The organism is Arthrobacter sp. K4-10C (assembly GCF_059090085.1).
The window spans coordinates 109212-134196 of sequence record NZ_JBNHFI010000002.1; the positions used below are offsets into that span (position 1 = coordinate 109212).

Annotated in this window: 17 protein-coding genes and 1 tRNA gene; 12 read left to right on the top strand and 6 right to left on the bottom strand. The window is 65.4% G+C overall.

Annotation, left to right across the window (positions count from 1 at the left end; all coding sequences use genetic code 11):
* Positions 1 to 47: 47 nt before the first annotated feature.
* The 3 genes from AC5RUU_RS03270 to AC5RUU_RS03280 are packed head-to-tail and all read right to left on the bottom strand — an operon-like array spanning position 48 to position 5115.
* Entirely contained in the window at positions 48 to 2519 is a 2472-nt protein-coding gene (locus AC5RUU_RS03270) for a transglutaminase TgpA family protein (protein ID WP_493973783.1), read from the bottom strand.
* Positions 2516 to 3979, bottom strand: a complete 1464-nt coding sequence (locus AC5RUU_RS03275; protein WP_493973784.1) for a DUF58 domain-containing protein — start codon at positions 3977 to 3979, stop codon at positions 2516 to 2518. Before AC5RUU_RS03275 ends, AC5RUU_RS03270 begins: the two co-directional genes overlap by 4 nt.
* 8 nt (positions 3980 to 3987) lie before the next feature.
* Entirely contained in the window at positions 3988 to 5115 is a 1128-nt protein-coding gene (locus AC5RUU_RS03280) for an AAA family ATPase (protein WP_493973785.1), read from the bottom strand.
* 162 nt (positions 5116 to 5277) lie between these two features.
* On the opposite strand from AC5RUU_RS03280, the gene AC5RUU_RS03285 reads away from it, so the two are divergent.
* The 5 genes from AC5RUU_RS03285 (at position 5278) to AC5RUU_RS03305 (ending at position 11494) form a co-directional block, all read left to right on the top strand.
* Entirely contained in the window at positions 5278 to 6183 is a 906-nt protein-coding gene (locus tag AC5RUU_RS03285; RefSeq protein ID WP_493973786.1) for a TatD family hydrolase, read from the top strand.
* A 281-nt stretch (positions 6184 to 6464) separates the two neighbouring features.
* A complete protein-coding gene (locus AC5RUU_RS03290) occupies positions 6465 to 7634 on the top strand; it encodes a resuscitation-promoting factor (RefSeq protein ID WP_493973787.1) in 1170 nt (389 codons plus the stop codon).
* 158 nt (positions 7635 to 7792) lie between these two features.
* Complete coding sequence (gene rsmA, locus AC5RUU_RS03295) at positions 7793 to 8665, top strand: 16S rRNA (adenine(1518)-N(6)/adenine(1519)-N(6))-dimethyltransferase RsmA (protein WP_493973788.1); 873 nt, start codon at positions 7793 to 7795, stop codon at positions 8663 to 8665.
* Positions 8662 to 9624, top strand: a complete 963-nt coding sequence (locus AC5RUU_RS03300) for a 4-(cytidine 5'-diphospho)-2-C-methyl-D-erythritol kinase (RefSeq protein ID WP_493973789.1) — start codon at positions 8662 to 8664, stop codon at positions 9622 to 9624. Before rsmA ends, AC5RUU_RS03300 begins: the two co-directional genes overlap by 4 nt.
* 40 nt (positions 9625 to 9664) lie before the next feature.
* On the top strand, positions 9665 to 11494 hold the full coding sequence (locus tag AC5RUU_RS03305) for an ABC-F family ATP-binding cassette domain-containing protein (protein ID WP_493973790.1): 1830 nt from the start codon (positions 9665 to 9667) through the stop codon (positions 11492 to 11494).
* A 56-nt stretch (positions 11495 to 11550) separates the two neighbouring features.
* Here the strand turns inward: AC5RUU_RS03305 and AC5RUU_RS03310 are convergent, their stop codons facing one another.
* Complete coding sequence (locus tag AC5RUU_RS03310; RefSeq protein ID WP_493973791.1) at positions 11551 to 12177, bottom strand: TetR/AcrR family transcriptional regulator; 627 nt, start codon at positions 12175 to 12177, stop codon at positions 11551 to 11553.
* A gap of 134 nt (positions 12178 to 12311) precedes the next feature.
* Between AC5RUU_RS03310 and AC5RUU_RS03315 the strand changes: the two genes are divergently transcribed.
* From AC5RUU_RS03315 to AC5RUU_RS03345, 7 genes are all read left to right on the top strand, one after another.
* Positions 12312 to 12383: transfer RNA gene (locus AC5RUU_RS03315), tRNA-Gln, on the top strand.
* 96 nt (positions 12384 to 12479) lie between these two features.
* Positions 12480 to 13958 (top strand): bifunctional UDP-N-acetylglucosamine diphosphorylase/glucosamine-1-phosphate N-acetyltransferase GlmU, encoded by a 1479-nt coding sequence (glmU, locus tag AC5RUU_RS03320; RefSeq protein ID WP_493974015.1) that lies wholly within the window; start codon positions 12480 to 12482, stop codon positions 13956 to 13958.
* Positions 13959 to 13960: 2 nt separating this feature from the next.
* Complete coding sequence (locus tag AC5RUU_RS03325) at positions 13961 to 14941, top strand: ribose-phosphate diphosphokinase (protein WP_493973792.1); 981 nt, start codon at positions 13961 to 13963, stop codon at positions 14939 to 14941.
* A 269-nt stretch (positions 14942 to 15210) separates the two neighbouring features.
* Positions 15211 to 15804 carry a 50S ribosomal protein L25/general stress protein Ctc gene (locus tag AC5RUU_RS03330; protein WP_493973793.1) on the top strand — a complete coding sequence of 198 codons (594 nt, stop codon included), beginning with the start codon at positions 15211 to 15213 and terminating at the stop codon, positions 15802 to 15804.
* A 111-nt stretch (positions 15805 to 15915) separates the two neighbouring features.
* Positions 15916 to 16506 (top strand): aminoacyl-tRNA hydrolase, encoded by a 591-nt coding sequence (gene pth, locus AC5RUU_RS03335; RefSeq protein ID WP_493973794.1) that lies wholly within the window; start codon positions 15916 to 15918, stop codon positions 16504 to 16506.
* A 120-nt stretch (positions 16507 to 16626) separates the two neighbouring features.
* On the top strand, positions 16627 to 19362 hold the full coding sequence (locus tag AC5RUU_RS03340; RefSeq protein WP_493973795.1) for a helix-turn-helix transcriptional regulator: 2736 nt from the start codon (positions 16627 to 16629) through the stop codon (positions 19360 to 19362).
* Positions 19363 to 19468: 106 nt separating this feature from the next.
* Positions 19469 to 22009 carry a LuxR C-terminal-related transcriptional regulator gene (locus AC5RUU_RS03345; RefSeq protein WP_493974016.1) on the top strand — a complete coding sequence of 847 codons (2541 nt, stop codon included), beginning with the start codon at positions 19469 to 19471 and terminating at the stop codon, positions 22007 to 22009.
* An 80-nt stretch (positions 22010 to 22089) separates the two neighbouring features.
* Here the strand turns inward: AC5RUU_RS03345 and ppgK are convergent, their stop codons facing one another.
* Together ppgK and AC5RUU_RS03355 are read right to left on the bottom strand one after the other, a co-directional pair.
* Complete coding sequence (gene ppgK, locus AC5RUU_RS03350; protein ID WP_493973796.1) at positions 22090 to 22887, bottom strand: polyphosphate--glucose phosphotransferase; 798 nt, start codon at positions 22885 to 22887, stop codon at positions 22090 to 22092.
* A gap of 74 nt (positions 22888 to 22961) precedes the next feature.
* The gene (locus AC5RUU_RS03355) at positions 22962 to 24884 is read right to left on the bottom strand and encodes a family 49 glycosyl hydrolase (protein WP_493973797.1); all 1923 of its coding nucleotides are present in this window, start codon (positions 24882 to 24884) and stop codon (positions 22962 to 22964) included.
* Between the last annotated feature and the right edge of the window lie 101 nt (positions 24885 to 24985).

Consider the following 24985-nt stretch of genomic DNA (forward strand, 5'->3'; position numbering starts at 1 on the left):
GGCCGGCCAGGCAGGGCTGGCTACGTATCCGGGCCGCCGCCCGCCCCTTACCGTGAACGCACGGGGAGGGAGCGGGTGGCGGCTTTTGCCGTTTCGGCGAGAAGCCGCCCGGCGGCCAGGAACGGCGCCGCGATCATCCTGCCCAACCGTCCCATGACCGACGGCGGAAGCCAGGCGGCGCGGAATCTTTGCCAACGTGTGGCGTGGGCGCGCAAAGCGAGCTCCAGGGCAGCGACGCGTGCTGCATTTAGCCCGCCGTCCGCGCCCGTCCGTTGCCGTCGGGCGTCGTCCGTTCCCTGGCCCGCCGGCAGCGGCCGGCCGTACCTGTACCGTTCGAAATCGGCGGTGATCACGCCCGCGGCCTGATGGGCAGCCGTATCCACGCCGCCGGGTTCACCAAGGTGGCCGCGGAGGCGGCCCGCATAGGCCCGCGGGGTCTCACTCGGGCCGGGAGGGACGCCGTAGTCGGTGCCCAGGTCCAGCATTTCGCTCCATGCCAGCGGAACGGTATCGGCGGGAACCCGGGGCCGGAGGCGGCGGGCACGGACCGCGGCGCGGACAAGGTGCGGCGAAGCGGCCAGGAGTGCCGCGCCCAGAACTCCGCCGGCGCCAATGAGCCATGGCAGTAGCGGCAGGCCGGCATCAGAGGTGCCGCCCGTACCTGGAGCCGGGAGCGGGGCTGCGCTGGGTGCAGGGGCGGGCGCCGGAATAGCGTCGGGAACCAGGTCGTCGCTGTTTTCGACCGCACCTGGGGCGGACGGAGAGGACGACTCGATCGCATAAGCGGGGACCACGCCCCGGGAAGGCGTGGGTTCGAAAGGCACCCAGCCCAGGCCCTGGAAGTACAGCTCGGGCCAGGCATGGGCGTCCCGGGCGTCCACCTCATACTCGGGAAGCGCGCCCTGCCCGGCAACCGTCACGGTGGCGCCGGTCAACCTGCCCGGAGCGTACCCCACGGCGATCCGGCTGGGGATTCCTTCCAGCCGGGCCATGACCGCCATGGCGGATGCGTAGTGGATGCAGTAGCCGCTCTTCTGTTCCAGGAAGTCGGCAAGGACGGAAAGGCCGTTGCCGTCGTAGCCGTTCTGGACGGGGGACTGCAGGGAGTAGGTGAATTCTGCCGACCGAAGGTAGCGCTGGATGGCCATCGCTTTTTCATACGGCGTGTTGCTGGAACCGGTCACCGTTCCGGCGGTGGTCCTGACGATCTCCGGAACGTTGCCGGGAATCCGCGTGAAATCCTCGGGGATGTTCTGAACCGCGGGCGCGGACTGGGCCAGGAGGTCAGCTGACAGGTCCGGAACCGAGGACGTGACCACATACTCCTGGCGACGGGAAGTGGTGTCGGTCCCCTTGATGCTCAGGGTGGCCGGATCCCACGTCCACCGGCCGTCCAGCCCGCGCACCGACTCCGGTGCGTACGGCGCCGGAAGGTAGGGGCTGTTGAAGGTGCCGGTATCAATGGCCGTTATCTGCTGCATCTGGTTGTTCGTCGGAATGGCGTAGCCAGGATCGATTTGCCCCACCAGCGGAAGCCGCGAGGCGTTACGGTCGTCCGGGCCCCAGGACTCGCCGTCGAAGTTGTCCACTGTGACCGACCGCAGGTACAACGGGGTGGCAGCGTTGGTGGCGTACGTGATCCGGCCGCTTCCGTCCGGCGTGCGGAGGCTGTTCCCCAAGGTGATCATCGGGTTCAGCCCGGTGGAGGCGCCCCAGGGATTGAGCCGCGAGCCCTGGGGAAAAGTGCCCTGGTCGAATCCGGGGATGGCGAGCGGAACCATCAGGGCGGCCACCAGTGCAGCACCGCCCGTCAGCGCCGCCCGCCTGACCTGGCCGGGGTTGCGGGCGGAGTCAGCCTGGGTGCGCTGATCCGGGGCGAACCATTGGCTGCAGGCGAGGATTATCAGGTAACCGGCGACGGCGCCCGTGAAGCCCCAGAAGCCGACGCTTTGTGGTTTGATCGTAGCCGGCACCACCAGGATGGCGAGCAGCCCAACCCCGGTGGCGGCGGGCATGCCGAGGGGTACCGCCAGTGCGTCCACCAGGATGACCGCGAGTCCGAGGACTGCGCAGATCACCAAGACAATTCCGACGTTGGGTGCAACTGGTGCGGTTTCGTTGAGGACGGTTTCGCTGGCCCTGCGGATCAGCCTGCCCAGCTCGGTGAAGGTGGCACCACTGGGGATGAAGCCCAGGATGCTGGGCCCGCGGAGGAACGTCAGTGTCAGGATTGTACCCAGGGACAGGAACCCCCCGGCTGTCACGAGCAGGGGCTGGGCGCGGGCGGCGCGCAACACGGCCAGGGTGAAACTGACCACCAGCACAGTGGTCAGCACGGGCCAGTACCAGCCCCAGCCCCTGAGCACGCCGTTCAGGGACAGGGCAGCACCGCAGACAGCCGTGGCGATCGCGGCGGCCATTGCCCAGGGAAAGACGCCAACACGCGGCCGGCTTGCGGATGTTCCCGTTGGCGCGTGCCGCTGCCCGGTCTCCGGAGTCCGGGTTGGGGCCATTGTCACCGGGCCACCCCCGCCCCGCGCCGGACCTCCACGGCCGGTGCCGGCAATTCCACGTCCTGGTCGAACTGCCCCCACGCGGCGGCCACCGGGACCGACGGCGGAACGGCTACCGCCCGCCACCCGCCCTGGCGCAGTGCTTCAAGGACGTCGGCTGATTCCGCCGGCCTGTCGGCAACCACGATGGCGAAGGCATTTGTGCCGTAACCGGCGGCGGGGGCCAGGGATAGGCCCTCCTCCGGTGAAATCCTTCCGAGCACGGCAATCAGGGGGCCGCGCATACGGTGTGCGGAGAGTTTGTCCATCAACTGGTCGTCGAAGTGGGGAGGTGCGGATTCCTGGCCTGCGCGGTTGCGGGGGGCAAGAAGGCCCGAGACAGGGGCGTCGCGACCCACGGCGTCCAGGAGCCGGCCGTCACGGCGCTGATGGTGGGGTCCGGTGAGCTGGATCGCGGCGAGGCTTTCGGCAATGGACTGAAGCCCCGAGGCGCCGCTGTATTCCTCCGCTTCGGGGTCCGGCGCGGACGGCGAGTGGAGGAAGGCCGGTTCCCCGCGGGTGTCCAGCAGCCGCAGTCCGTAATTCCGTTCCGCGAGATGGGCGCTGATGGACATTGCCGCCACCACAGCCCATTCAAAGGTTGCGCTGGTGGCCACGGCATGCCCGTCCTGCACAGCCAGCCCTGCGGAGGGTGCGGTTGACCCGCCGGAGAACGCAGTGAACCGGTGGTCCAGGATGATCGTTGCCTCCGGCGTGGTGACGGACTCCTCCTGCCGGACCATCAGGGCGCCGTGCCGGGCAGTGGCTGCCCAGTGGACGCGGCGCATCGGATCGCCGTGGCGGTATTCACGCGTCATGACGTCGTCATCGCTCGGATTCGCCCGGATCCTGGTGGCAGTGACGCCGTCATTGCCCCGGGCCCCGGCGAGCCCGGTCAAGGGAAGCACGACGGCGGCAGGCGTCACGGTGAGGGTGTCGCCGCCGTCGATGGCCTGGCGGTGCAGCGAAAGCCCGAACGGGTCGGTGAACTCGGCCGTGACTGGCCCAATGCGGAACTGGCCCCGCTGGGCGGAGCGCAGGTGGTACTCGTAGCGGCTGGTTCCGCCTGACGCCGAGCGGGAAGGAAAACGGAAGGCAGGGGATTCGCCGAACCGTTGCGGCAGCCGTTCCTCCATGGTGGCTCGGCCGCTTGCGTTTCCGGTCCGGGAAACCGCCAGCCGCACGGTGGTGGGGGCGGAGGTTTCCACGGGCGAGGGGTTGAACTCGCGGTATACCCGGAAGCGGGGCTTTACCAGGCGGATGCCGGCCAGGGAAACCAGGGGGAGGGCAAGCAGCAGGACACTGAGCGTGAGGAGGTCGCGACGGCCCATGACGTACGCGGCGGCCAATGCGGCAGCCCCGGCCCCCAGCATTCCCCAGCCGCGCTGGGTGAAGAGGTGCCGCGGCAGCCGGTCCAGCAGCGCCATGGCTCCGCCTAGCGGTTCCTGCCCAGGTCGGACACCGGGGCGGTGTTTCTGCCGGCAGGTGCGGGTACCCGGCCCGGATCGGCCGGCGCATGGGGAACGGGCAGCCGCGACAGGATGCCCTGCAGGACACTGCGCGGCGTCTCGCCCGCCCCGGCGGCCTTCCGGTCCAGGATGATCCGGTGCGCCAGGACGGCCTCCGCGACATGCACCACGTCGTCCGGCAGGACAAAGTCGCGGCCGTCAAGGGCGGCGGTGGCCTTGGCAGCACGCAGCAGCTGCAGCATGGAACGGGGACTCGCTCCCAACCGGAGCAGCGGGCTTTCACGGCTGGCCCTGCCAACCGAAACCGTGTACTCCTTGACGGCCTGTGACACGTACACCTGCTGGACGGTGGCGATCATGCCCGCCACCTCGCCTGTGGTGACCACCGCCGATACCTTGGCCAACGGAGACGCCGCCTGGTGCGTTTCGAGCATCTCGATCTCGGCGTCCTTGTCCGGGTAGCCCATGGAGATCCGCGCCATGAAGCGGTCCCGCTGCGCTTCCGGCAGCGGATATGTCCCTTCCATCTCGATGGGGTTCTGGGTGGCTACGACCATGAACGGCTCGTCCAGCCGGTAGGAATTGCCGTCCACTGTGACCTGGTGCTCCTCCATGCACTCGAGGAGGGCTGACTGCGTCTTGGCCGAGGCACGGTTGATTTCGTCGCCGATGACGATGTTGGCAAAGACCGCACCGGGCCGGAACTCGAACAGCCTGGAGGCCTGGTTGTAGATGGACACACCGGTGACATCGGAGGGAAGGAGGTCCGGCGTGAACTGGATGCGGTTGACGGTGCAGTCGATTGACCTGGCCAGCGTCTTTGCCAGGAGCGTCTTTCCAACTCCCGGAACGTCCTCCAGCAGCAAGTGGCCCTGCGCCAGCAGGACAGTCAGCGCAAGCCGGGCAGCGTCCGACTTCCCGTCGATCACGGTATTGACTGTTGTCAGGATGCGCTGGCTTGCGGCGTGGAACGACTCGGCGTCCATCGCGGCCGCCTGGCGGTGGCCGTTCAGTTGGCTGACAGGGTCGGCGATGCCCGCGAAATTACCCGTGGCAGTGCTTCCATCAGTGGCAATACGTCGGTGGGGTTCCATCGGCAACCTTTCAGCCCGGGTTTCACCTGGACGTGACAGAAACCTGCCTTCGCCCCTCGGTGGGCGTTCGCATGTGTTCGTACCAGACTACTAACACAACTGCTTCCGCAGACAGAGAGTTCCAACAAAAATGGGGGTACCCTCCGCAGCTAGGCTGGATGGATGTGCAATTCGCTGATTCCCGACGCCTACCGCAGGGCCGCCGCCGAAGATGCCCCGGAAGACGGGGTTGGCCGGGCGCGGGACTTCCCGCCCGCGCCGGAACCGCTGCCGGTGCCCGTCATGGACAACCATACCCACCTTGATTTTCCGGACGGGAAGGCGCCCGTTGGAATCCGGGCCGCCCTGGATGCGGCGGCTGCTGTGGGAGTGCAGGGCGCCGTCCAGGTGGGCTGTGACCTTGAGTCGTCCCGGTTTACGGTCGAGGCAGTGGAGCAGGACGAGCGGCTTCTCGGTGCTGTTGCCCTGCACCCCAACGATGCTCCCCGCTATGCGGCCAGGGGCGAACTGGAGGAAGCACTCGACGAGATTGAGAGGTTGGCCGCCCATCCTCGGATCCGTGCCATCGGTGAAACCGGCCTGGACTTCTTCCGCACCAAAGGGGAGGGGCTGGCCCAGCAGAAGTACTCGTTCCGGCGCCACATAGATATCGCGAAGCGGTTGGACCTCACACTGCAAATCCACGACCGGGACGCGCACAGCGAGGTGGTGCAGGTCCTGCGCGAGGAAGGCGCACCGGAGCGTGTGGTGTTCCACTGCTTTTCCGGCGATGAAGAGCTTGCAAAGGTCTGCAACCGGGAGGGCTGGTGGATGTCCTTTGCCGGAACGTTGACCTTCAAGAATGCGGAAAACCTGCGCGCGGCGCTCGCCGTTGCAGATCCGGGCCTGGTCCTGGTGGAGACTGACGCCCCCTTCCTCACCCCCCACCCGCACCGGGGCCGGCCGAACGCGAGTTACATGGTTCCTTACACCGTGCGCGCGATGGCCCAATTGACAGGATCCGACCTCGCCGGGCTGTGTGCCGGAATCAGCGAAAACACCGTGCGGGCGTACGGATCGTGGGCCTGACAAAGAAGCCGTTCAGTTACAGGCAGCAATACCTGGTATGCAAAATTGTTGGCCCGTTTATAACGCTACGGTTACAGTGGAGAACTGTTAGCCGGGGTCGGGGAAGGCCATCGGGTAATTCACTTCAACTTGCAGCATGAGGCGGCGGGATCTGGTCCCGCCCTGACCGTTGCGCGGAGTGTGGCGGCGCAACGGTGCCCGGACTGCCTGTAATCAAGGCGGTACCGGGCATTTTATTGCGCAATCCCCGTGCCCGGAGGGTCCTAAAGTTACGGGCAAACGTGGTCAAGTTTTTCACAACGGACGGCAAGATCAGCTTTTTCAAGGTTGGCGGCCAGTTGCTGGTGCTCTGCGCGCTGGTGGTGGGGCTCGTGGCCTTCGTCGGCAATAACAAAACCGTCACGCTGAACGTCGACGGCAAGGTCTCTTCCGTGCAGACCTTCGGCGGAACTGTCGGTCAGGTGGTTAAGAGCGCCAACCTCGAGCTCAAGCCCACGGACAGGGTTTCTCCTGCGATTGACGCCACGGTCCAGAACGGTACCGTCATCAATGTGAACCAGGCCAAAGAAGTGAAGGTGAGCCTGGACGGCGCGGAAAAGACCGTTAATACCAATGCACAGGACGTGGAAGACCTGGTAACCGAACTCGGCGTCGCCAGCGCATCGTCGGTTTCCGTTCCCAAGGACGCACAACTGGCGGTCGCCGGTTCCTTTGTTTCCATCTCGACACCCAAGACCGTCAGCATCGTCGCCGACGGCAAGGTGGACACCGCCACCACCACGGCGGCCACTGTGGGGAAGGTGCTGGAAGACGCCGGCCTGACCCTCGGCGCCAATGACCGCACCTCCCAGCCCGCCAACGCCCACGTGGTGAACAACATGGTGATCAAGGTTTCCCGTGTGGACAACACCCAGACCGCCGTGACCACCGAAGATATTCCCTTCGAAACACTGACGTCCGAAAGCGCCGAGCTGCTGAAGGGCGAAAAGGAAGTTACCCAGGCCGGTTCCCCCGGCAAGGTGGAAAAGACCTACAAGCTCGTCCTGGTGGACGGCCGGGAAGCCTCTCGCACCCTGGTGTCCGAGACGGCCACTGTCCAGCCCGTGGCTGAAAAGGTCACCGTAGGCACCAAGCCGAAACCTGTCGCCAAAGCAGCACCGGCAGCTTCCACCGGCAGCAACACCGGCGCTGCCGCCCCGGCCATGATGAACGAGGCCATGTGGGACAAGATCGCCCAATGCGAGTCCGGCGGAAACTGGAGCATCAACACGGGCAACGGATACTACGGCGGCCTGCAGTTCGACATCCAGACCTGGATCGGCGCCGGCGGCGGAGCATATGCCCCGAATGCCAGCCTCGCCACCAAAGCCCAGCAGATCGATATTGCCAACCGTGTTTACGCCCAGCGCGGTCTGCAGCCCTGGGGTTGCGGCTGGGCAGCAAGCAGCTGACCTGTAACGGCCACCAGCACACCTGGCGCATGCGGCCAGGCCCGGACTTTCCGGGCCTGGCCGCAGCCGTTTAACAGCCAGGGACCACCCGTCCAGCAACTCCGGCCTGCCCGTTGGCCTGTCCCGGGCGGATTCCCCACGCGGGATAGGATACCTAGGTGACTGAACCCATCCCCGCCGCGCCCGCACCGTTGTTTGGTGCCTCCGACATACGCCGGCTGGCGGAGGAGATCGGGGTCAGGCCTACCAAGACACTGGGCCAGAACTTCGTCATCGACGGCAACACCATCCGCCGGATTGTGGCGGCAGCCGACGTGAAACCGGACGAGACGGTCCTGGAGGTGGGGCCCGGGCTCGGGTCCCTGACGCTCGGGCTGCTCGACGCCGCTGCCTCCGTGGTCGCCGTCGAAATTGATCCGGTCCTCGCCGCGAAGCTTCCGGAAACCGTGAAGGAATGGCGCCCGTCCGCCGTGGCCGCCTTCCACCTGGTGCAGGCCGACGCCATGAAGGTCACCGGGCTTCCGGTCCAGCCCACCGCGCTGGTGGCCAACCTTCCCTACAATGTGGCGGTGCCCGTTGTGCTGCATCTGCTCGAGCGGTTCCCCACCCTTCAGCATGGGCTGGTCATGGTGCAGGACGAAGTGGCGGACCGCCTGGCGGCAGGGCCGGGGTCGAAGACATACGGTGTCCCGTCCGTAAAGGCCGCCTGGTACAGCCACATGCGCAAGGCCGGTGTTATCGGCATGAACGTTTTCTGGCCCGCGCCAAAGATCCACTCCGGCCTGGTTGCCTTTACCCGCCGGGAGCCGCCGGCCACCACCGCAACCCGCGAGCAGGTGTTCGCCGTCGTGGATGCCGCCTTCGCCCAGCGGCGCAAGACCCTTCGTGCCGCCCTTGCCGGCTGGGCGGGGGGAGCCTCGGAAGCTGAACGCTGCCTGGTTGCGGCCGGCGTCGACCCCACTGCCCGTGGCGAAGTCATCGACATTGCCGCGTTTGCCCGGATCGCCGAAGCCAAGGAGACCGGCGCGTGACCGCCCGGGCGGGCCGGTTCACCACCAGGACCGTCAGGGTCAAGGCGCCTGGCAAAGTCAACGTGTCCCTTGACGTCGGACCGCTCCGGCCCGACGGCTACCACTCCGTGGCCAGCGTCTACCTCGCCGTCTCCCTCTACGAGGAAGTGGCTGCCACCAGCACCGAAACGCCCGGCATCACGGTGAGCATCAGCCCGGACAGCACCTTGGACCTGGAGGACATCGACATCCCCCTGGACGGCAACAACCTGGCCTACAAGGCTGCTGCCATCATGGCGGACGTGTCGGAGCACGCCACCGGCGTGCATCTCGAAATTACCAAGCGGGTGCCGGTCGCCGGTGGCATGGGCGGCGGGTCCGCGGACGCCGCGGCCACCCTCCTGGCCTGCGATGCGCTCTGGAACAGCGGCCTCTCCCGGGAAGAGTTGGCCCACCTGGCCGCCGAACTCGGGGCCGATGTCCCGTTCTCGCTCCTGGGCGGCACCGCCGTGGGCCTGGGCCTGGGCGACAAACTGTCCCCGGCACTGGCAAAGGCACAAACCCACTGGGTCCTGGTAACCGCCGACTACGGCCTGTCCACCCCTGAGGTGTACAGGACGCTGGACCGGCTGCGCGAAGCTGAAGGGGTGGAAGTGGCCGAGCCTACCGGCGTCGATCCCCAAATCCTGACCGCCCTGCGCAGCGGCGACGCAGAAGCGCTGAGCCGTGTCCTGGTCAACGACCTCCAGCGGGCGGCCATCGAACTTTCGCCATCGCTGCGCGATACGCTGGGTGCGGGAGAATCCCACGGGGCGGTTGCCGGCATTGTGTCCGGTTCCGGCCCTACGGTGGCCCTGCTCGCGGATGATTCCGTGGCAGCGGAGGCCCTGGCCGGGGCCCTGCGCCGCTACGGATTGTCCGCCCTGGCTGTCCACGGTCCCGTTCCAGGGGCGCGCATCATTTCCGACACCCTGATCTGACAACTTTTCCATCCGACCCAAGCAGCAGAAAGCAGTTCCCTTGGCACACCTTCTTGGCGGCGAAAACCTCACGGTTTCCTACGCAACCCGCACCGTCCTGGACGGCGTCACCCTGGGACTCGAGGAGGGTGACAGGATCGGCATGGTGGGCCGCAACGGCGACGGGAAGTCCACCCTGATGAGGCTGCTCGCGTTGCGCTCCACGCCGGATTCCGGGCGGGTTACCAAGCGCGGCGACGTCAACATCGGCTACCTGGACCAGAGCGACGTGCTCGACGGCGACCTGACGGTGGGTGCCGCGATCGTGGGGGACCAGGCGGACTATGAGTGGGCACGTAACCCGCGGATCCGCGAAATCATGGGCGGGCTGGTGTCCGACGTCGACTGGCACGCCAACGTCCACGCCCTCTCCGGCGGCCAGAAGCGGCGGGTTGCCCTCGCGAAGCTGCTCATTGAGGACCACGACGTCATCATGCTGGACGAGCCCACCAACCACCTGGACGTCGAGGGCGTCGCCTGGCTGGCCAGGCACCTGAAAACCCGCTGGCGGTCCAACCAGGGCGCCTTCCTGGTGGTGACCCACGACCGCTGGTTCCTCGACGAGGTATGCACCAGCACCTGGGAAGTGCACGATGGTATCGTCGATCCCTTCGAAGGCGGTTACGCCGCCTACGTCCTGGCACGCGCCGAGCGGGACAGGATGGCCGCCGTCGTGGAGAGCAAGCGCCAGCAGCTGGTTAAGAAGGAGCTGGCCTGGCTGCGCCGCGGCGCACCGGCCCGGACATCCAAGCCGAAATTCCGCATCGAAGCAGCCAACGCCCTGATCGAGGACGTCCCGGAGCCCCGCGATTCCATGGCGCTGAACAAAATGGCCACGGCCCGCCTTGGCAAGGATGTGCTGGACCTGGAGCACGTCTCCCTTAACTTCAGGGATGGCGACGACGGCCGGAAGCTTTTCGACAACATCACCCTCCGCCTCGCGCCGGGTGAGCGCCTGGGCCTGGTGGGCGTCAACGGTGCCGGCAAAACCACACTCCTGAAGCTGCTCAACGGAGAGGTCACGCCCGACGCCGGTAAGTTGAAGCGGGGCAAAACCGTGGTCACCGCTGTGCTCACGCAGGAAGTCAAGGAGCTCGACGACGTCGCCGACCTCCGCGTTATTGAGGTGATCGAGCGAGAAAAGCGTTCCTTCAGCGTGGGCGGCAGGGAGTTCACCGCCGGCCAGCTGGTGGAGCAGCTGGGCTTCACCAACCAAAAGCAGTGGACCCCCGTGAAAGACCTGTCCGGCGGTGAACGCCGGCGCCTGCAGCTCCTGCGGCTCCTGGTAGGGGAGCCCAACGTTCTGATGCTCGACGAGCCCACGAACGACCTCGATACAGATACCCTGGCTGCCGTGGAGGACGTGCTGGACGGCTGGCCGGGCACCCTGGTGGTGGTCAGCCACGACCGTTACCTCCTTGAGCGCGTCACGGACCACCAGATGGCACTGCTCGGCGACGGCAAGCTCCGCGGCCTGCCCGGCGGGGTGGACCAGTACCTCGAGCTTCGCGAGGCCGCCCTGGCCGGCTCCACCGTCACCGGGGGCGGCAACCCCGTCACCAGCGCCGGTTCTGCTCCCGCTGCCCCGGCGCAGTCCGGCCCGTCCGAGGCGGAAAAGCGCGAAGCCCGCAAGGCGCTCAACAGGATCGAGCGGCAGCTCAACAAGCTGGAGCAGGCGGAAAAGAAACTCCACGACCAAATGGTCAAAAGCACCGAGAAATCCGACTTCGACGCCCTCGCCGAGCAGAACAGGCAACTCAAGGAACTGGCGGACGAAAAGGACGCCCTCGAACTCGAGTGGCTGGAGGCCTCAGAGCTCCTGGGTGACTAGCTCACCTAAGTCCCGGAGCCGGCCCTTCGCCATCGCTTAGACACGCTGACCACGGCTCACCCTTCGCTCCTGAGTTCCGGGTCCTTCTTGAGGCCGGTCAGGCCGTTCCAGGCAAGGTTTACCAGGTGTGCCGCGACGGTGTGCTTGTCCGGCTGGCGGCTGTCCTGCCACCACTGGCCGGTCATGGCCACCATGCCCACCAGCATCTGGGCGTACATGGCACCGTCTTCGCCGCTGAAGCCGCGGCGGGAGAATTCGTCGGAAAGGATGTGTTCCACGCGGGCGGTGACGTGGGAGAGCAGGGTGGAGAAGGCGCCTTCAGGCTGGGACGGCGGGGCGTCGCGCATGAGGATCCGGAAGCCTTCGGTGCGGTCCTCGATGTAGGTCAGCAGTGCCAGCGCGGCGCGTTCCACCAGGACGCGCGGCTTGGCCTCCTCGGCCAGGGCTGCGCTGATGGCATCCAGCAGGATGTGGAACTCAAAATCCACCACTTCGGTGTAGAGCCCCTCCTTTGAGCCGAAGTGTTCGTAGATGACCGGCTTGGACACTCCCGCGCAGGCGGCAATTTCCTCGATCGTGGTGCCGTCCAGTCCGCGGGCGGCAAAGAGGCCGCGCCCGACGTCGATCAGCTGGCTCCGGCGCTGAAGTCCGGTCATCCGCGTCCGCGGAGGGTTGTTGCTCACATATTCATCATGCCCTACCGCCCAGCGGCGGCTTTCCGGGGCTGCGAAGGGGGCATCGCAGGCCCGTGTCGCGCGGCGCCCCGAACACATGGCAAAATAGGGACTTGTGCCCGGGCCTTGCGCCTGCGGCATGGTCCGCTCTGGTGTAACGGCAGCACCCCGGCCTTTGGAGCCGTGGAGTATAGGTTCGAATCCTATGGGCGGAACTGCTGTGCGAGGAGTTCAGTAGGATGACCACGGTGCCGCGCCGGCAGGCCGGACACCGCAAGCGCCAGCGTAACCCAAGCAAGGAGAGCCCGTACGTGATCCCCGAGAAGGCCGGCCCGGCCGCCGTAATCGTTCTGGCAGCAGGCGCCGGTACGCGGATGAAGTCACGTACCCCCAAGATCCTCCACGAGATCGGTGGCCGGTCAATGGTGGGGCACGCGCTGCTGGCAGCCCGCAGCATCAACCCCCGGCAGCTTGCCATTGTTGTCCGCCATGAACGCGACCTGGTGGCGGCGCACGTCAACCAACTGGATCCGTCGGCCCTGATCGTGGACCAGGATGACATCCCCGGCACTGGCCGCGCGGTGGAGGTGGCCCTGCAGGCCCTGGACGCCGGGCAGCAGCTCGCCGGCACCGTGGTGGTGACCTACGGTGACGTGCCGCTTCTTTCCGGCACCCTGCTGGCTGAACTCGTTGCGACCCACGAGCAGGAAGCCAACGCCGTCACGGTCCTTACCGCCGTGTTGGACGACGCCACCGGCTACGGGCGGATCCTGCGCGGTGATGACGGCACGGTCACCGGAATCAGGGAACACAAAGACTCCAGCGAAGCCGAGCGGCTCATCCGCGAAGTGAATTCCGGCATCTACGCGTTCGACGCCGCGGTGCTGCGTGAAGCGCTTGGCAAGGTCACCACCGAAAACGCACAGGGGGAGAAGTACCTCACGGACGTGCTCGGACTGGCGCGGGAGGCGGGCGGCCGCGTGGCCGCCGTCGTCACCGCGGACCGCTGGCAGGTGGAAGGCGCCAATGACCGTGTCCAGCTCGCCGCACTGGGCGCGGAACTGAACCGCCGAACAGTGGAAGCGTGGATGCGTGCCGGTGTCACCGTTGTGGACCCCTCGACCACCTGGATCGATTCCTCGGTAACCCTCGATGAGGACGTCCGGCTCCTGCCAAACACGCAGCTGCACGGTGCCACCACCGTGGCGAGGGACGCCGTCGTCGGACCCGACACCACCTTGACGGACGTCACCGTGGGTGAAGGTGCCAAGGTGGTCCGCACGCACGGTTCCGGTTCGGTGATCGGCCCAGGTGCCGCCGTCGGACCCTTCACATACCTCCGCCCAGGCACAGTCCTGGGCGAGAACGGCAAGATCGGCGCGTTCTACGAAACCAAGAACGTGACCATCGGCCGCGGCTCCAAGCTGTCCCACCTCGGCTACGCCGGGGACGCCGAAATCGGCGAGGACACCAACATTGGCTGTGGAAACATCACAGCCAACTACGACGGCGAGAAGAAGCACCGGACGGTCATCGGCTCCGGCGTGCGGACAGGTTCCAACACGGTCTTCGTTGCTCCAGTCACCGTGGGGGACGGCGCCTACAGTGGCGCCGGAGCGGTGATCCGCAAGGACGTGCCTGCCGGAGCGCTCGCGTTGAGCATCGCTGCCCAGCGCAACACGGAAGGCTGGGTGCCCGCCAACAGGCCGGGGACCCGCTCCGCCGAATTGGCCCAGGCGGCCGCCAAAGACTCCTCAAGTACCCCGGCATCTACAGAAGAGGGCAAGTAATAATGAGCGAAATTACGGCGCACGGCGAGAAGAGGCTGGTGCTCGCCACCGGGCGGGCCCACCCGGAGCTTGCCCGGGAGATCGCCAAGGAGCTCGGCACCGATCTCCTCCCGGTGGACGCCTACGACTTCGCCAACGGTGAGATCTACGTCCGCGCCGGGGAAAGCGTCCGCGGTACTGACGCTTTCGTCATCCAGGCGCACCCGGCCCCGTTGAACAACCACCTCATGGAACAGCTGATCATGATCGATTCGCTGAAGCGTGCTTCTGCCAAGCGGATCACCGTGGTTTCACCGTTCTACCCGTATTCACGCCAGGACAAGAAGGGCCGCGGCCGCGAGCCCATTTCGGCCCGCCTGGTGGCTGACATGTATAAGACCGCCGGCGCGGACCGCATCATGAGCGTGGACCTGCACACCGCCCAGATCCAGGGCTTCTTTGACGGCCCCGTCGACCACCTGATGGCCATCCCGCTGCTGGCCGACTACATCCGCACCCGGGTGGACGCGGACAACATCACCGTCGTTTCGCCGGATACCGGACGTGTCCGGGTGGCTGAGCAGTGGGCCGAGCGCCTGGGCGGGGCGCCGCTCGCATTCGTGCACAAAAGTCGCGACCTGACAGTCCCCAACCAGGCTGTGTCCAAGACAGTGGTAGGCCAGATCGAGGGGCGCACCTGCGTCCTGATCGACGACATGATCGACACCGGCGGAACCATCTCCGGTGCGGTCCAGGTGTTGAAGAACGCCGGCGCCAAGGACGTCATCATCGCCGCCACCCACGCCGTCTTTTCCGAGCCCGCCGCCCAGCGGCTTTCGGATTCCGGTGCCCGCGAAGTGGTGGTCACCAACACCCTTCCGCTTTCGGCCTCCCAGCGGTTCCCGCAGCTGACCGTGCTGTCCATCGCACCGCTGATTGCGCGCGCCGTCCGTGAAGTGTTCGACGACGGGTCCGTCACCAGCCTGTTCGACGGCAACGCCTGACGCTGGCGGGAGGCCGAGGCCGGCTGGCGGGCCGTTTTCAGAAAACCGGCCCGCCGCTGGTAGGCTTGACCCCGATACCTTGGCGAGGGAGAGCAACCGGATTAGGTGTACGCCTGACACCGGTTTGCAGGTCTCCGTTATCGACTGGGTCTGATCCGCCCTTCCGTGTGAAGGGCGCCTTCTTGAAGAGCGGCCCCGGCTGCCCGGCGTAGAAGGTCGAACCAGACCTCCGCCCTTGCTGAACACCCTTTAGTCTTCAAGGAGATTCCATGTCTGAGCAGAAGCTCGCAGCAGAACTGCGCACCGAATTCGGCAAGGGCTACGCCCGCCGCGCCCGGATGGCCAACCTGATTCCCGCCGTCATCTACGGCCACGGCGCAGAGCCCATCCACATCACCCTCCCGGCCAAGGCCACCACCCTGGCCGTCCGCACCGCCAACGCCCTGCTGTCCCTGGACATCAACGGCGAAAGCCACCTGGCCCTGGTCAAGGACATCCAGCGCGACCCGATCAAGCAGATCATCGAGCACATCGACCTCCTGACCGTCCGCCAGGGCGAGAAGGTCACCGTTGACGTCCCGGTCCACGTTGAGGGTGAGTCCGCTCCCGGCACCGGGCACAACCTCGAACTGACTGTTGTGTCCCTTGAGGCCGAGGCAACCCACCTGCCCACCGCCGTCGAGGTCAGCATCGAAGGCCGGGCTGCGGGCGAGCACATCCACGCATCCGACCTGGTCCTGCCCAAGGGTTCGATCCTGCTGACCGACGCCGAAGCGCTCGTGGTGAACATCTCCGAGGCCGTTGAGGCTGAGGAAGAAGGCGCCGAGGCTGCTTCCGGCGAAGCTCCCGCAGCAGCCGAGTAATCACCGGTATTCCTGGCAGTGGCCGGATCCCCCTGGGGTCCGGCCACTGCCATGTCTGCCGCCTCTGCCTGGCCGCAGTTCACTTCCAACAGCCCACCTTAGGATTGACCCATGACTGACACCTGGCTGATCGTCGGCCTCGGAAACCCCGGAGTCCAGTACCAAGGCAACAGGCACAACGTCGGCCAGATGGTGCTCGATGAACTTGCAGGCCGGGTCGGCGCAGGCTTCAAGACCCACAAGGCGCGGGCCCAGGTGGTGGAAGGCCGGCTCGGGATTGGCGGTCCGCGCGTGGTCCTTGCCAAACCGATGAGCTACATGAATGTTTCCGGCGGGCCGGTCTCCGCGCTGGCCAATTTTTACGGCATCGCACCGGACCATGTTGTGGCCGTCCACGACGAGATCGACATTCCCTTTAATACGGTGAAGCTCAAGATGGGCGGCGGCGAAGGCGGCCACAACGGGCTGCGGGACATCTCGAAGGCGCTGGCAACCAAGGATTACCTGCGGGTCCGCGTGGGAGTTGGGCGGCCTCCCGGCAGGATGGAAACCGCTGACTATGTGCTGCGGGACTTCGGCACCGCGGAACACAAGGAACTGCCGTTTCTGCTGGATGAAGCAGCAGATGCAGTTGAGGCGTTGCTGCGCGAAGGGCTGACGGCAGCCCAGCAAAAATTCCATCCGGCGAAGACCAACCGATAGCAACATAAAACTTAAGCCGTTTCGACCTGTTTCCCTGTGGGTGGCACAAGGTACTCTTCTAGCTATGCGGGGGAAGCAAAGGGGCTACATCCCGCTATCGGGGATGTAGGGGATAAGTTCATGTCAATCGAGCCACTCAGCTGGGGACGTGGGTCAACACCTCACGACAATGGGCTACGCACGCAGGGTTCCGCGGTGCCGGGGCAGCAATGGTCCGCGCCTGCCCGAAGTGCCAATCTTGAAACTATCCGCACGGCGCTGACCAGCGAAAACTCCCTGGGTGCCGTCATAACCGGCAGCCGGGGCGTCGGCAAATCCTCCCTCGCCCGTGCGGCTGTGGCAGATCTCGGGCCGGACGTATGGTCGCTGCAGCTCCGCAGCGGGCCCGCCGGATCCACCACGCCCTACGGCTGCCTTTCGTTCCTGCTGGCCCGGCTTCCACAGGCCTACATGGGATCGCCAACAGCCATCCTCCGCGGCATCACGTCATTGATCCGCAGCGATGCCGCAGGCAGGCCATGCGTCATCACGCTCGATACAGCCGGCAGCATCGACGACATGAGCGCCGGAGTCCTGTTGAACGTACTCCTCACCGGTACCGCCAAAATCATTGCCGTGGCACCCAGCGTCAGCGACCTCCCGGCCGACTTCCACTGGCTGCTGACCGACCGGCGCCTGACAGAGGTCCGGCTCAGCAACCTCAACGAACTGCAGACCCGCCAGGTCCTGCTGTCCCTGCTCGGCCACCGGGTTTCGGCTGCCCTGGTCAACACCTACCACCGCATGGTTGGCGGCAACCCGCTGCTGCTCAAAGCGTTGGTCACCGAACAGCAGTTGTCCGGAAACCTGGTGCTGTCCGATTCCGTCTGGACCCTGCGGGACAAGGTGGTGCTCGATGGTGCAGCCAGCCTTGATGACATCGTCCGGTCCCGCTGGTCGCGGGAAACTCCGGAAACCAAGGAAGTCATCGAGATGCTGTCGTGCGCACGGCGGGTGGAACTGTCCCGGCTGACTTCCATTTACAGCGCAAATGTTGTGGCCGACATGGAAGACGGCGGCCTGCTGGAGATTGACGACTCCGACCACCGTTGGGTGTCGCTGCGTGAAAAATACATCGGCGACGTTGTGCGCACCTGGCTGAGCATTGCCCGGCGCCGGGAACTGCGTGGCGTCCTGCTCGGCGGCCGGGAGCCGGATCCGGCCGGCATGACCGTTGACGAGCTCATGGCATTCGCGGCCTGGACGCACGAGTGCGAGGCCGAGCTGAGCCCCGCCCTCGCCCTGGCAGCCGCAGAGGCGGCCGTCCAGCTGTTCGATCCGAAGTTCGCGCTGACCTACGCCGGCATGTTGAGCAGGACGGACCCGCAGTGGGTGCCCGCCCAGCGGCAGAAAGCCGCGGCATACCTGCAACTGGACATGCCGGTCCAGGCACTCTCAGCCCTCGACGACATCTCGCGGCCGGAACTCGACGCCCTGGACGACGTCGAGGAGTACGCCCACCTGGTGGCCGCAAAGGCCCGCGTCATGATGCGGCTCCCGGAACAGGCAGGCAAGGTGCCCGCCCTCCTCGAGGAAGCCAGGAACCGGCTGTCGACCGCAGGGCATGGTGCGTCCTGGCCAGAACCGGGTGCTGCAGCATTTAACCACATTGCCCTGAGCGAGTTCGAATACCGTGCCTTCATCGGCGACTACGCCGCCCTGATTCCCGCCCTTGAGGCCGCCGCCGACGCCGCAACGAACCCTGACGCGGGGTACCGGATGCACTCGGCCATAATCCTGATGACGGCACTGGCCCTGACCGGGCGGGAAATGGATGCCCTCAGCCTGATGCGGCAGTTGGGCGGCCAGATCAGTGACGCTTCGCATGTCGTCGGACTGCGGGAGCGGTACACACGGGAGGCCTACCTTGTGCTGCTGATGGCAGGGCAGTGGCGGCGGTGCATCGACCTTCTGGGCACCCAAGGCGTTGAGGAACCCTACCGGCTGCCGTATGGCAGTGCTGCAGCAGAACTCGCCACCGGGATCGCCTATGTTTACTCCGGCCGTGGCGCCGCTGCCCTTGATCCGCTGATGTCGGCTGCCGCGCAGCTGGAACTGCAGCCGGTACAGACTGCGCTGAGGTTCGCCTACGCCGCCACGGCCCTGGCTCATGCACAAATTGGAAACGTCGTCCAGGCCCGCAAATACCTCAGCAAACTGCAAAGGATTGCCGGCACCTCCGGGTTCGCTACCGACAGTCTGATCAATTTCTGCGCCCTGGTGGCGGGGCGCTGGCTCAACGACCCCGACGCCGCCACCAGACTGAAGCAGTCGGCGCGCCGCAACGTGGAAGCCGGGCGCTACACCATCGCCGGCGTGGAACTCCTTGCCGCCACCGTGAATGGGAGCGACGCTGATTTCCGGCTCCTGGAGGAGATTGCCGGTCACCGCCAGGGACCCCTTGCGGAGGTCTCACGGTTGATTGCCGCAGGCAGCCGCACCAAGGACGCCAAGACCCTCCTCGCCGGCGGTGAGCTTGCCGCCACCCTGGAACTGGACGCCGTAGAGGCCCGATGCATGGCCCTCGCCGTGGACTTTGCGCGCCAGGACGGAGACTCGATTTCCGCCCGGACGGCGCAGGCCCGCCTGGACATACTGGCCGCCACGGTCACCAACTTGCCGATCGTGCCCAGCAGTGGCAGCCCGCTCCTCACCAGCCGGGAGCGCCAGATTGCGCGCCTGGCTGGCCGCGGGGCGTCAAACCGTGACATTGCCCTGGAAATGGGCGTGTCAGTCCGGACTGTGGAGGGGCATCTGTACCAGGTGTTCACCAAGCTCGGCGTAACTTCCAGGGGTGATCTGACTGGACTCGTCTAATGGACACAAGCCGGCAACGGCGCAGCGGGTGCTGACCGGGCGCCGAGAGCCGCTGGACCGGATTTGCAACATTGTCCGGAACCGCACCAGCCAGGCTGTCTTTGTGATGGCCGGGCCGGGCATTGGCAAGTCGTCTCTCACGGAGGCCGTTGCCGAGCGGCTTGCCGGCGAGCTGAACGTCCTTCACATCCACGGCAGTTCCGCCCTGGCCGCCGTGCCATTTGGCGTCCTTACCCCCTACACGACGGACCTGACGGCAGAGGAATCAGTGTCGCCCGTGGCGGTACTGCGGTCCATGTGGACCTACTTCGAGAAGCTGAAAACCGGGAACGGCAGCTCCGTCCTGCTGTTGGTGGACGATGCGCACCATGTGGACGAGGCCTCCGCCGGCGTGCTTGCGGACCTGATTTCAGCTGGCTGGGCAACCGTTGTGGCGGCGGCCAGGCCGCGGCCTGGGCTTCCGCAACCCCTGGACCAGTTGTGGTACGACGGCCTTGCTGAGCGCGTGGACCTGCGGCCCCTGAACCGGGAGCAGATCGAAGAGGTCCTGGAGCATGTCCTGGATGGAACCGTTCCGGCCGCCACCATTGATGCGGCCTGGAGCGCGTCCGGCGGCAACCCCCGCCTCCTGGACGCGCTTTTGCATGATGCCGCAGAGGCAGGAATCCTTTCCAAACGCAACGGCATCTGGATCCTGCTGGGCTCCCTGCCCTCCGATGGTGCCCGGCTGACGGCTGTGGTGGCCAAGGACCACCTCAGGCGGCGGCCCGAAGAACAGGAAGCCCTCAAACTGGTTGCGCTGGCGGGACCGGTGGGCCGGAAGGTCATCGAAGACATCTGTGGGGCGCCGGTGGTCCGTTCCCTGCTGGACCAGCAAATGGTGGTGGAAACATCGGGTGTCCCGGCTGAACTTTCGCTGTGGAACAGCCTTTTCGCCCACGCCATCAGGAACACCATCTCGGTGTCGCGAAGCCTCCAGCTGCAGGAAAAGATCCGTGCACACCAGGACGGCACCGTGCTCCAGGGGGAAGGCCGGCTGCGGTCTGTGGAATGGGCGCTGGAGTGCGGACTGCGGGTACCTGATACGGACATGCTTGAATCCGCCCGCGAAGCGCTGTCCCGGTACCGCAACCACAGCGCCCGCTCGATCGCGGCCCGGGTGCAGGCCCCGGACATTGCGCCGCTGGCGCGCGCTGTCCAGGCCCGCGCGTTCTACAACGAGGGTGCCTACGCGGACGCCGCCGCCCTGCTCGATGAATGCTGGCTTTCGCTGGCCGGGGATCCCCAGGGACCCGCAGTTCTCCTGCTGCGGATATCGGCGCACCAGGCAGCCGGACAACAGCTGGCCGCCCTTGCCGAGGACGTGCGGGAACACGCGGATCCATCAGCCGGCGGGACGGGGGCTTGGCAGGAGGACATCCTGCAGTTGCTGAGGGCGGGCGCCGAGGTGGACTACCGTGCGCTCACTGCCGCTGTGGAAACCATCAGGAACAGCGCTGCCATGGAAGGCAGCCATCAGCCGGTCACCGCCGTTGGCGAAGCGCTGTTGGCGCATGCGCTGACAGCGGCGGGCCGTCCGCTCGACGGTCTGGACGCGGCGATCCTGGCAGCCTCGGAACTGCCGCCGCTGGAAGACAGCCTGTTCTTTTTCCCGGAGTTTGTGCTGGGGCGGCTGGTCACCAGTTACCTCGCCATGGGCGAATGGGAATCGGCGGAGCGGGAGTTGAACAGCTACGCCGCCGAACACACTGCCGGCGCCAGGACATTCGATGGCAGCCTGCAGCTGCTGCGAGGCTATTCCCTGCTGAGGCAAGGCCGGATGGAGCGTGCGTACCAGCTGCTGCTCCCGGCGGTGGAGGCCCTCAGGCTCAATGACCCCCTCCAGCTGTTCCGCTTTGGATCTTCACTGGGCTTCTACGTTGCGGCGCGGCTGGGAGACGCCGCGCAGGCAAAGCGCCTCGAACAGGATTACAAGGACGCCGTGATGGGAGGGCCGCAGCACGACCTCCTTGCAGGTGCGTACGCCGCCGCGGCCGCCGAATACCTGTCCCGTGACGGCAAGGGCCTCGCCTCGCTGCACACCATGATGACCGCCGCCGAAGCTGCCGGAAGGGCGGGTCACCTGCTGGAGTTTCTGGCCGTGTGCTGGGATCTTGGGGATCCCTCGGTGATTCCCATGGTGCAGGACACTGCCCGCAGCGTCCAGGGACGCTGGGCGGCGTCGATGCTGACCTTGGCCACCAGCTGGGAAGCTGCGGACGGGGACGCCCTGATGGCAACCGCTGCATGGCTGGAGGAGTCCGGCTTCGTCAACCTTGCCCGCGAGGCATACGCCCGCGCCAGCACGGTGCTGGAGCAGGCCGGTGAACGCCGCCGGTCCCGGCAGGCCGTGGCGCAGCGCGAGAAGTGCGACCACGAACTGGGCGAACGGTTCCGGGAAGGCCGTTTTATCGCCGCAGCCCCGGCAGTCCACCTCACCCGCCGGGAACAGGACATCGTGGAGCTGGCAGTCCAGGGCCTCACCGACCGGGAGATAGCGCAACGGCTGATGGTTTCGGTCCGTACGGTCGAAGGGCACCTGTACCGGACCTACGTCAAACTGGGTGTGCGCAGCAGGGACGAACTGGAGTCGGCGCTGCCTAAATAGGCACACCGCCATTCGGCTGCCGCACGCTTGATTTAGGGTGGTGTCGGCCCGGCAGACTGCCAGTCCGGAGCCATAAGCCTTCACGTTGATGCTGCCTGCATGGCGGCACCGACAATGCCTGCTTCGTTTTTCAGCATGGCCGGTACTATCGGGGTCCGCAGGTTGAGGTGGGGCAGGTACTCGTCTGTTCTTTGGGAGATGCCTCCCCCGACGATGATCAGCTCGGGGGAGAAGATGAACTCGAGTTCGGAAAAGTAGCGCTGCAGCCGGGCACTATATTCCTTCCAGGTGAGTCCCTCGCGTTCCCGGGCGACGGCGGACGCTTTTATTTCGGCATCGAAGCCGTCTATGGAAAGGTGACCGAGCTCGGCGTTTGGTACCAGTTGTCCGTCGAAGATCAGGGCTGAGCCGATGCCTGTGCCCAGGGTGATCACAAGGACTGTTCCGTTAATATGTTTGCCGGCGCCGCAGCGGGCTTCTGCCAGGCCGGCGGCATCGGCGTCGTTGATGACGGCAGTTGGCCGACCGAGGCGCTCTGTGAAAAGGGTCTTGATATCAAAGTTGATGAAGCTGCTGTCCATGTTTGCGGCAGACCGGGATATTCCGTGCTGGACGATACCGGGAAAAGTCACCCCTACGGTTGAGGTGTGGTCCAGGGAATCGCTTCGCGCAGCGAGTTCTTGCACGATTTGCGAGATAACCACATTCACCAAGTCCGGGGTGGCGGGCTGGGGTGTTGCGAGGCGAATGCAGCTGCCTTCGAGAATGCCTTTCTCAAGGTTGACGATGCCTCCCTTGATGCCGGTACCGCCGATGTCAATGCCGATGAAGCGGCCGGTCTTGGCGTTGGTGTTGGCCATGCTGTCCCGTTCTTTCATGGTGAAGGAAGCGGGCAGCAGCTTTTACGCTGCTGCCCGCTTTTGTTTCACAAGCTGGTTGCACGTTGCCTTGGTTAAGGGGCGGATTTGAAGGCGTTCCAGCTGTCCCAATTCTCGCCGTCGAAGCCGAGCCGGCCGGGCTGGTAGTCCGCCCAGTTACCGGCGGATTTCTCGATGATTTCGCCGCCGACGGAGTAGTTCTCCAGTGCGAGGCCCTTGCCGTCAGCCACCTCGTTGCCGATGGTGGCCTTCTCGCCTGCAGGGTTGGTGTAGCGCTTGAGATGGCTAACCTGCGAGGTCCAGTCGAGTCCGTTCCAGCTGTCAATCTTGAGATTCTTAATGTTGATGTTCTCCATGTTCGACAGGGCATAGACGCGGATGGCGCAGTTAGTCATGCCCTCTACCGTGAAATTTTCGAACGTCATGTTCTTGACCGTGGTGCCGGGGTCGGCCTTGGTGGTGGAGCCCATATCCTCCCAGTGAGAGGAGGAATTGAAGATGCAGGTGTTGAACTTGACGTCCTTCCAGTACATCCGGTTGTGGATGACCGAGGTGTTGGTGACGTTCACGTTGTCGATGTTCCGTGGAGTCCAGCCCCACTGCACGACTGGCCCGTTCTCGTTCTTCCAGATCACGGTATTATCGATGGTGACGTCGCTGTGGTACATCTTCAGCACGTCGTCGTTGGAATTGAAGAACGTGTTCTTCATGGTGCTGCCGCTGTAAAGCTCAATGCCGTCGGTCTGCCAGTACCAGCTGCCTACCTGCTTGTAGTTCTCCACATTCATCCGGAACCGCTCCACGCCCACCTCTTTTTCTCCTTCGTGTGCGTAGACCACGAAGGAGTGATACGGCGGTTCGTTGATGGTGACGCCCTGCAGGTCCAGCTTCTGTTCGGTGTTTGATGCTTCGAACTGCAGCATTTTCACGCACGTGACGTGGCAGTTGGATGCACCACTGAGAGCGTTGTAGTTGTTGGCAGTGTCCGCCTCGTACACGTACTGCTCGCCGGAGAGGACGCCATAGCCGGTGACCTTGTACTGGCTCTGGTTGTCATGGAAGAACCGGAAGGCTCCCTTCACATAAGCGCCCGGGGCCAGATACACCCACTTCACGTTCGGCGGCAGGACCGCGTGATAGTCCGAACCCATGCTGTACGTGCCGGGCTTGAAGTAGATGATTTCCTCCGTAACGGAGTTGAGGTTGGTCACCTCACCTTCGGTCGGGTAGTGGATACTCCCTGATTCCTCGGTCGGGACCAGGCGCTCCTTTCGTTCGCCGTGCAGTTTCGGTTCGGCGAAGATCATCATGGAGTTCCGGGGCTCGGTGTGAATCGCGCGGTTGCCCTCGGCATTGGTGGTCAGCTTGCCGCTGTTTCCGGACATATCGTTATACGCCGTGTACAGCTGCGGCTCGAACTCCACCGAGAACCGGTACCCGGCGTCAGAGTATGGCACCTTGATTTTCACGGTGTCGGCGTCCACGAGCTTCTTTTCGAAGTTGTAGCTGCTGGGGCGGATCTGGACCTGTTCGGCTGAGGTGATGGTTTGGCCGGTCTTGAGATTGACGTCTACCCAGACGTCCTTTGCGTATTCAAAGCTGGACCAGCTCATGGTCAGGCCGGCCTGGGAGGAGAACTCTGCGCCGTCTTCCTTGGTGTAGCCGACCTTGTCTTTCCCGCTCCGGGGGATGCTCATGTAGGTGAAGGCGTCGTAGGCCTTCTCCGGTTGGTTGGCCGAGGCTACCTGGACGTCGTAGATCGAAGACTGCCGCACCTCGTTGTCCCCGGTGGCACCTTCGGTGTTGAAGACCCCGTTGTCGTGCCACCAGGTGTGCAGGTTCCCGTTGTCCACGGTGCTTACTTCGGCGGCTTTCTTCGGGGCAGCCGGAGCGTTGCCGGCGGCCTGGGCCGGGAGGGCAGTGCCGCTGCACACAAGCATGGTGGCTGCGGCGATGGTGATGGTGTTGGCTAGTAGCCTCAGCCCTGATACGGGCATGATAGTTCCTCTCGTCGATCGGGCGTTCGGCCCGTGGAGACTGCTCCTGTGAGTAGCAGCACACTCCGTTGTGTGGGTACCGGGGTTGGCCGGCCCGTGGG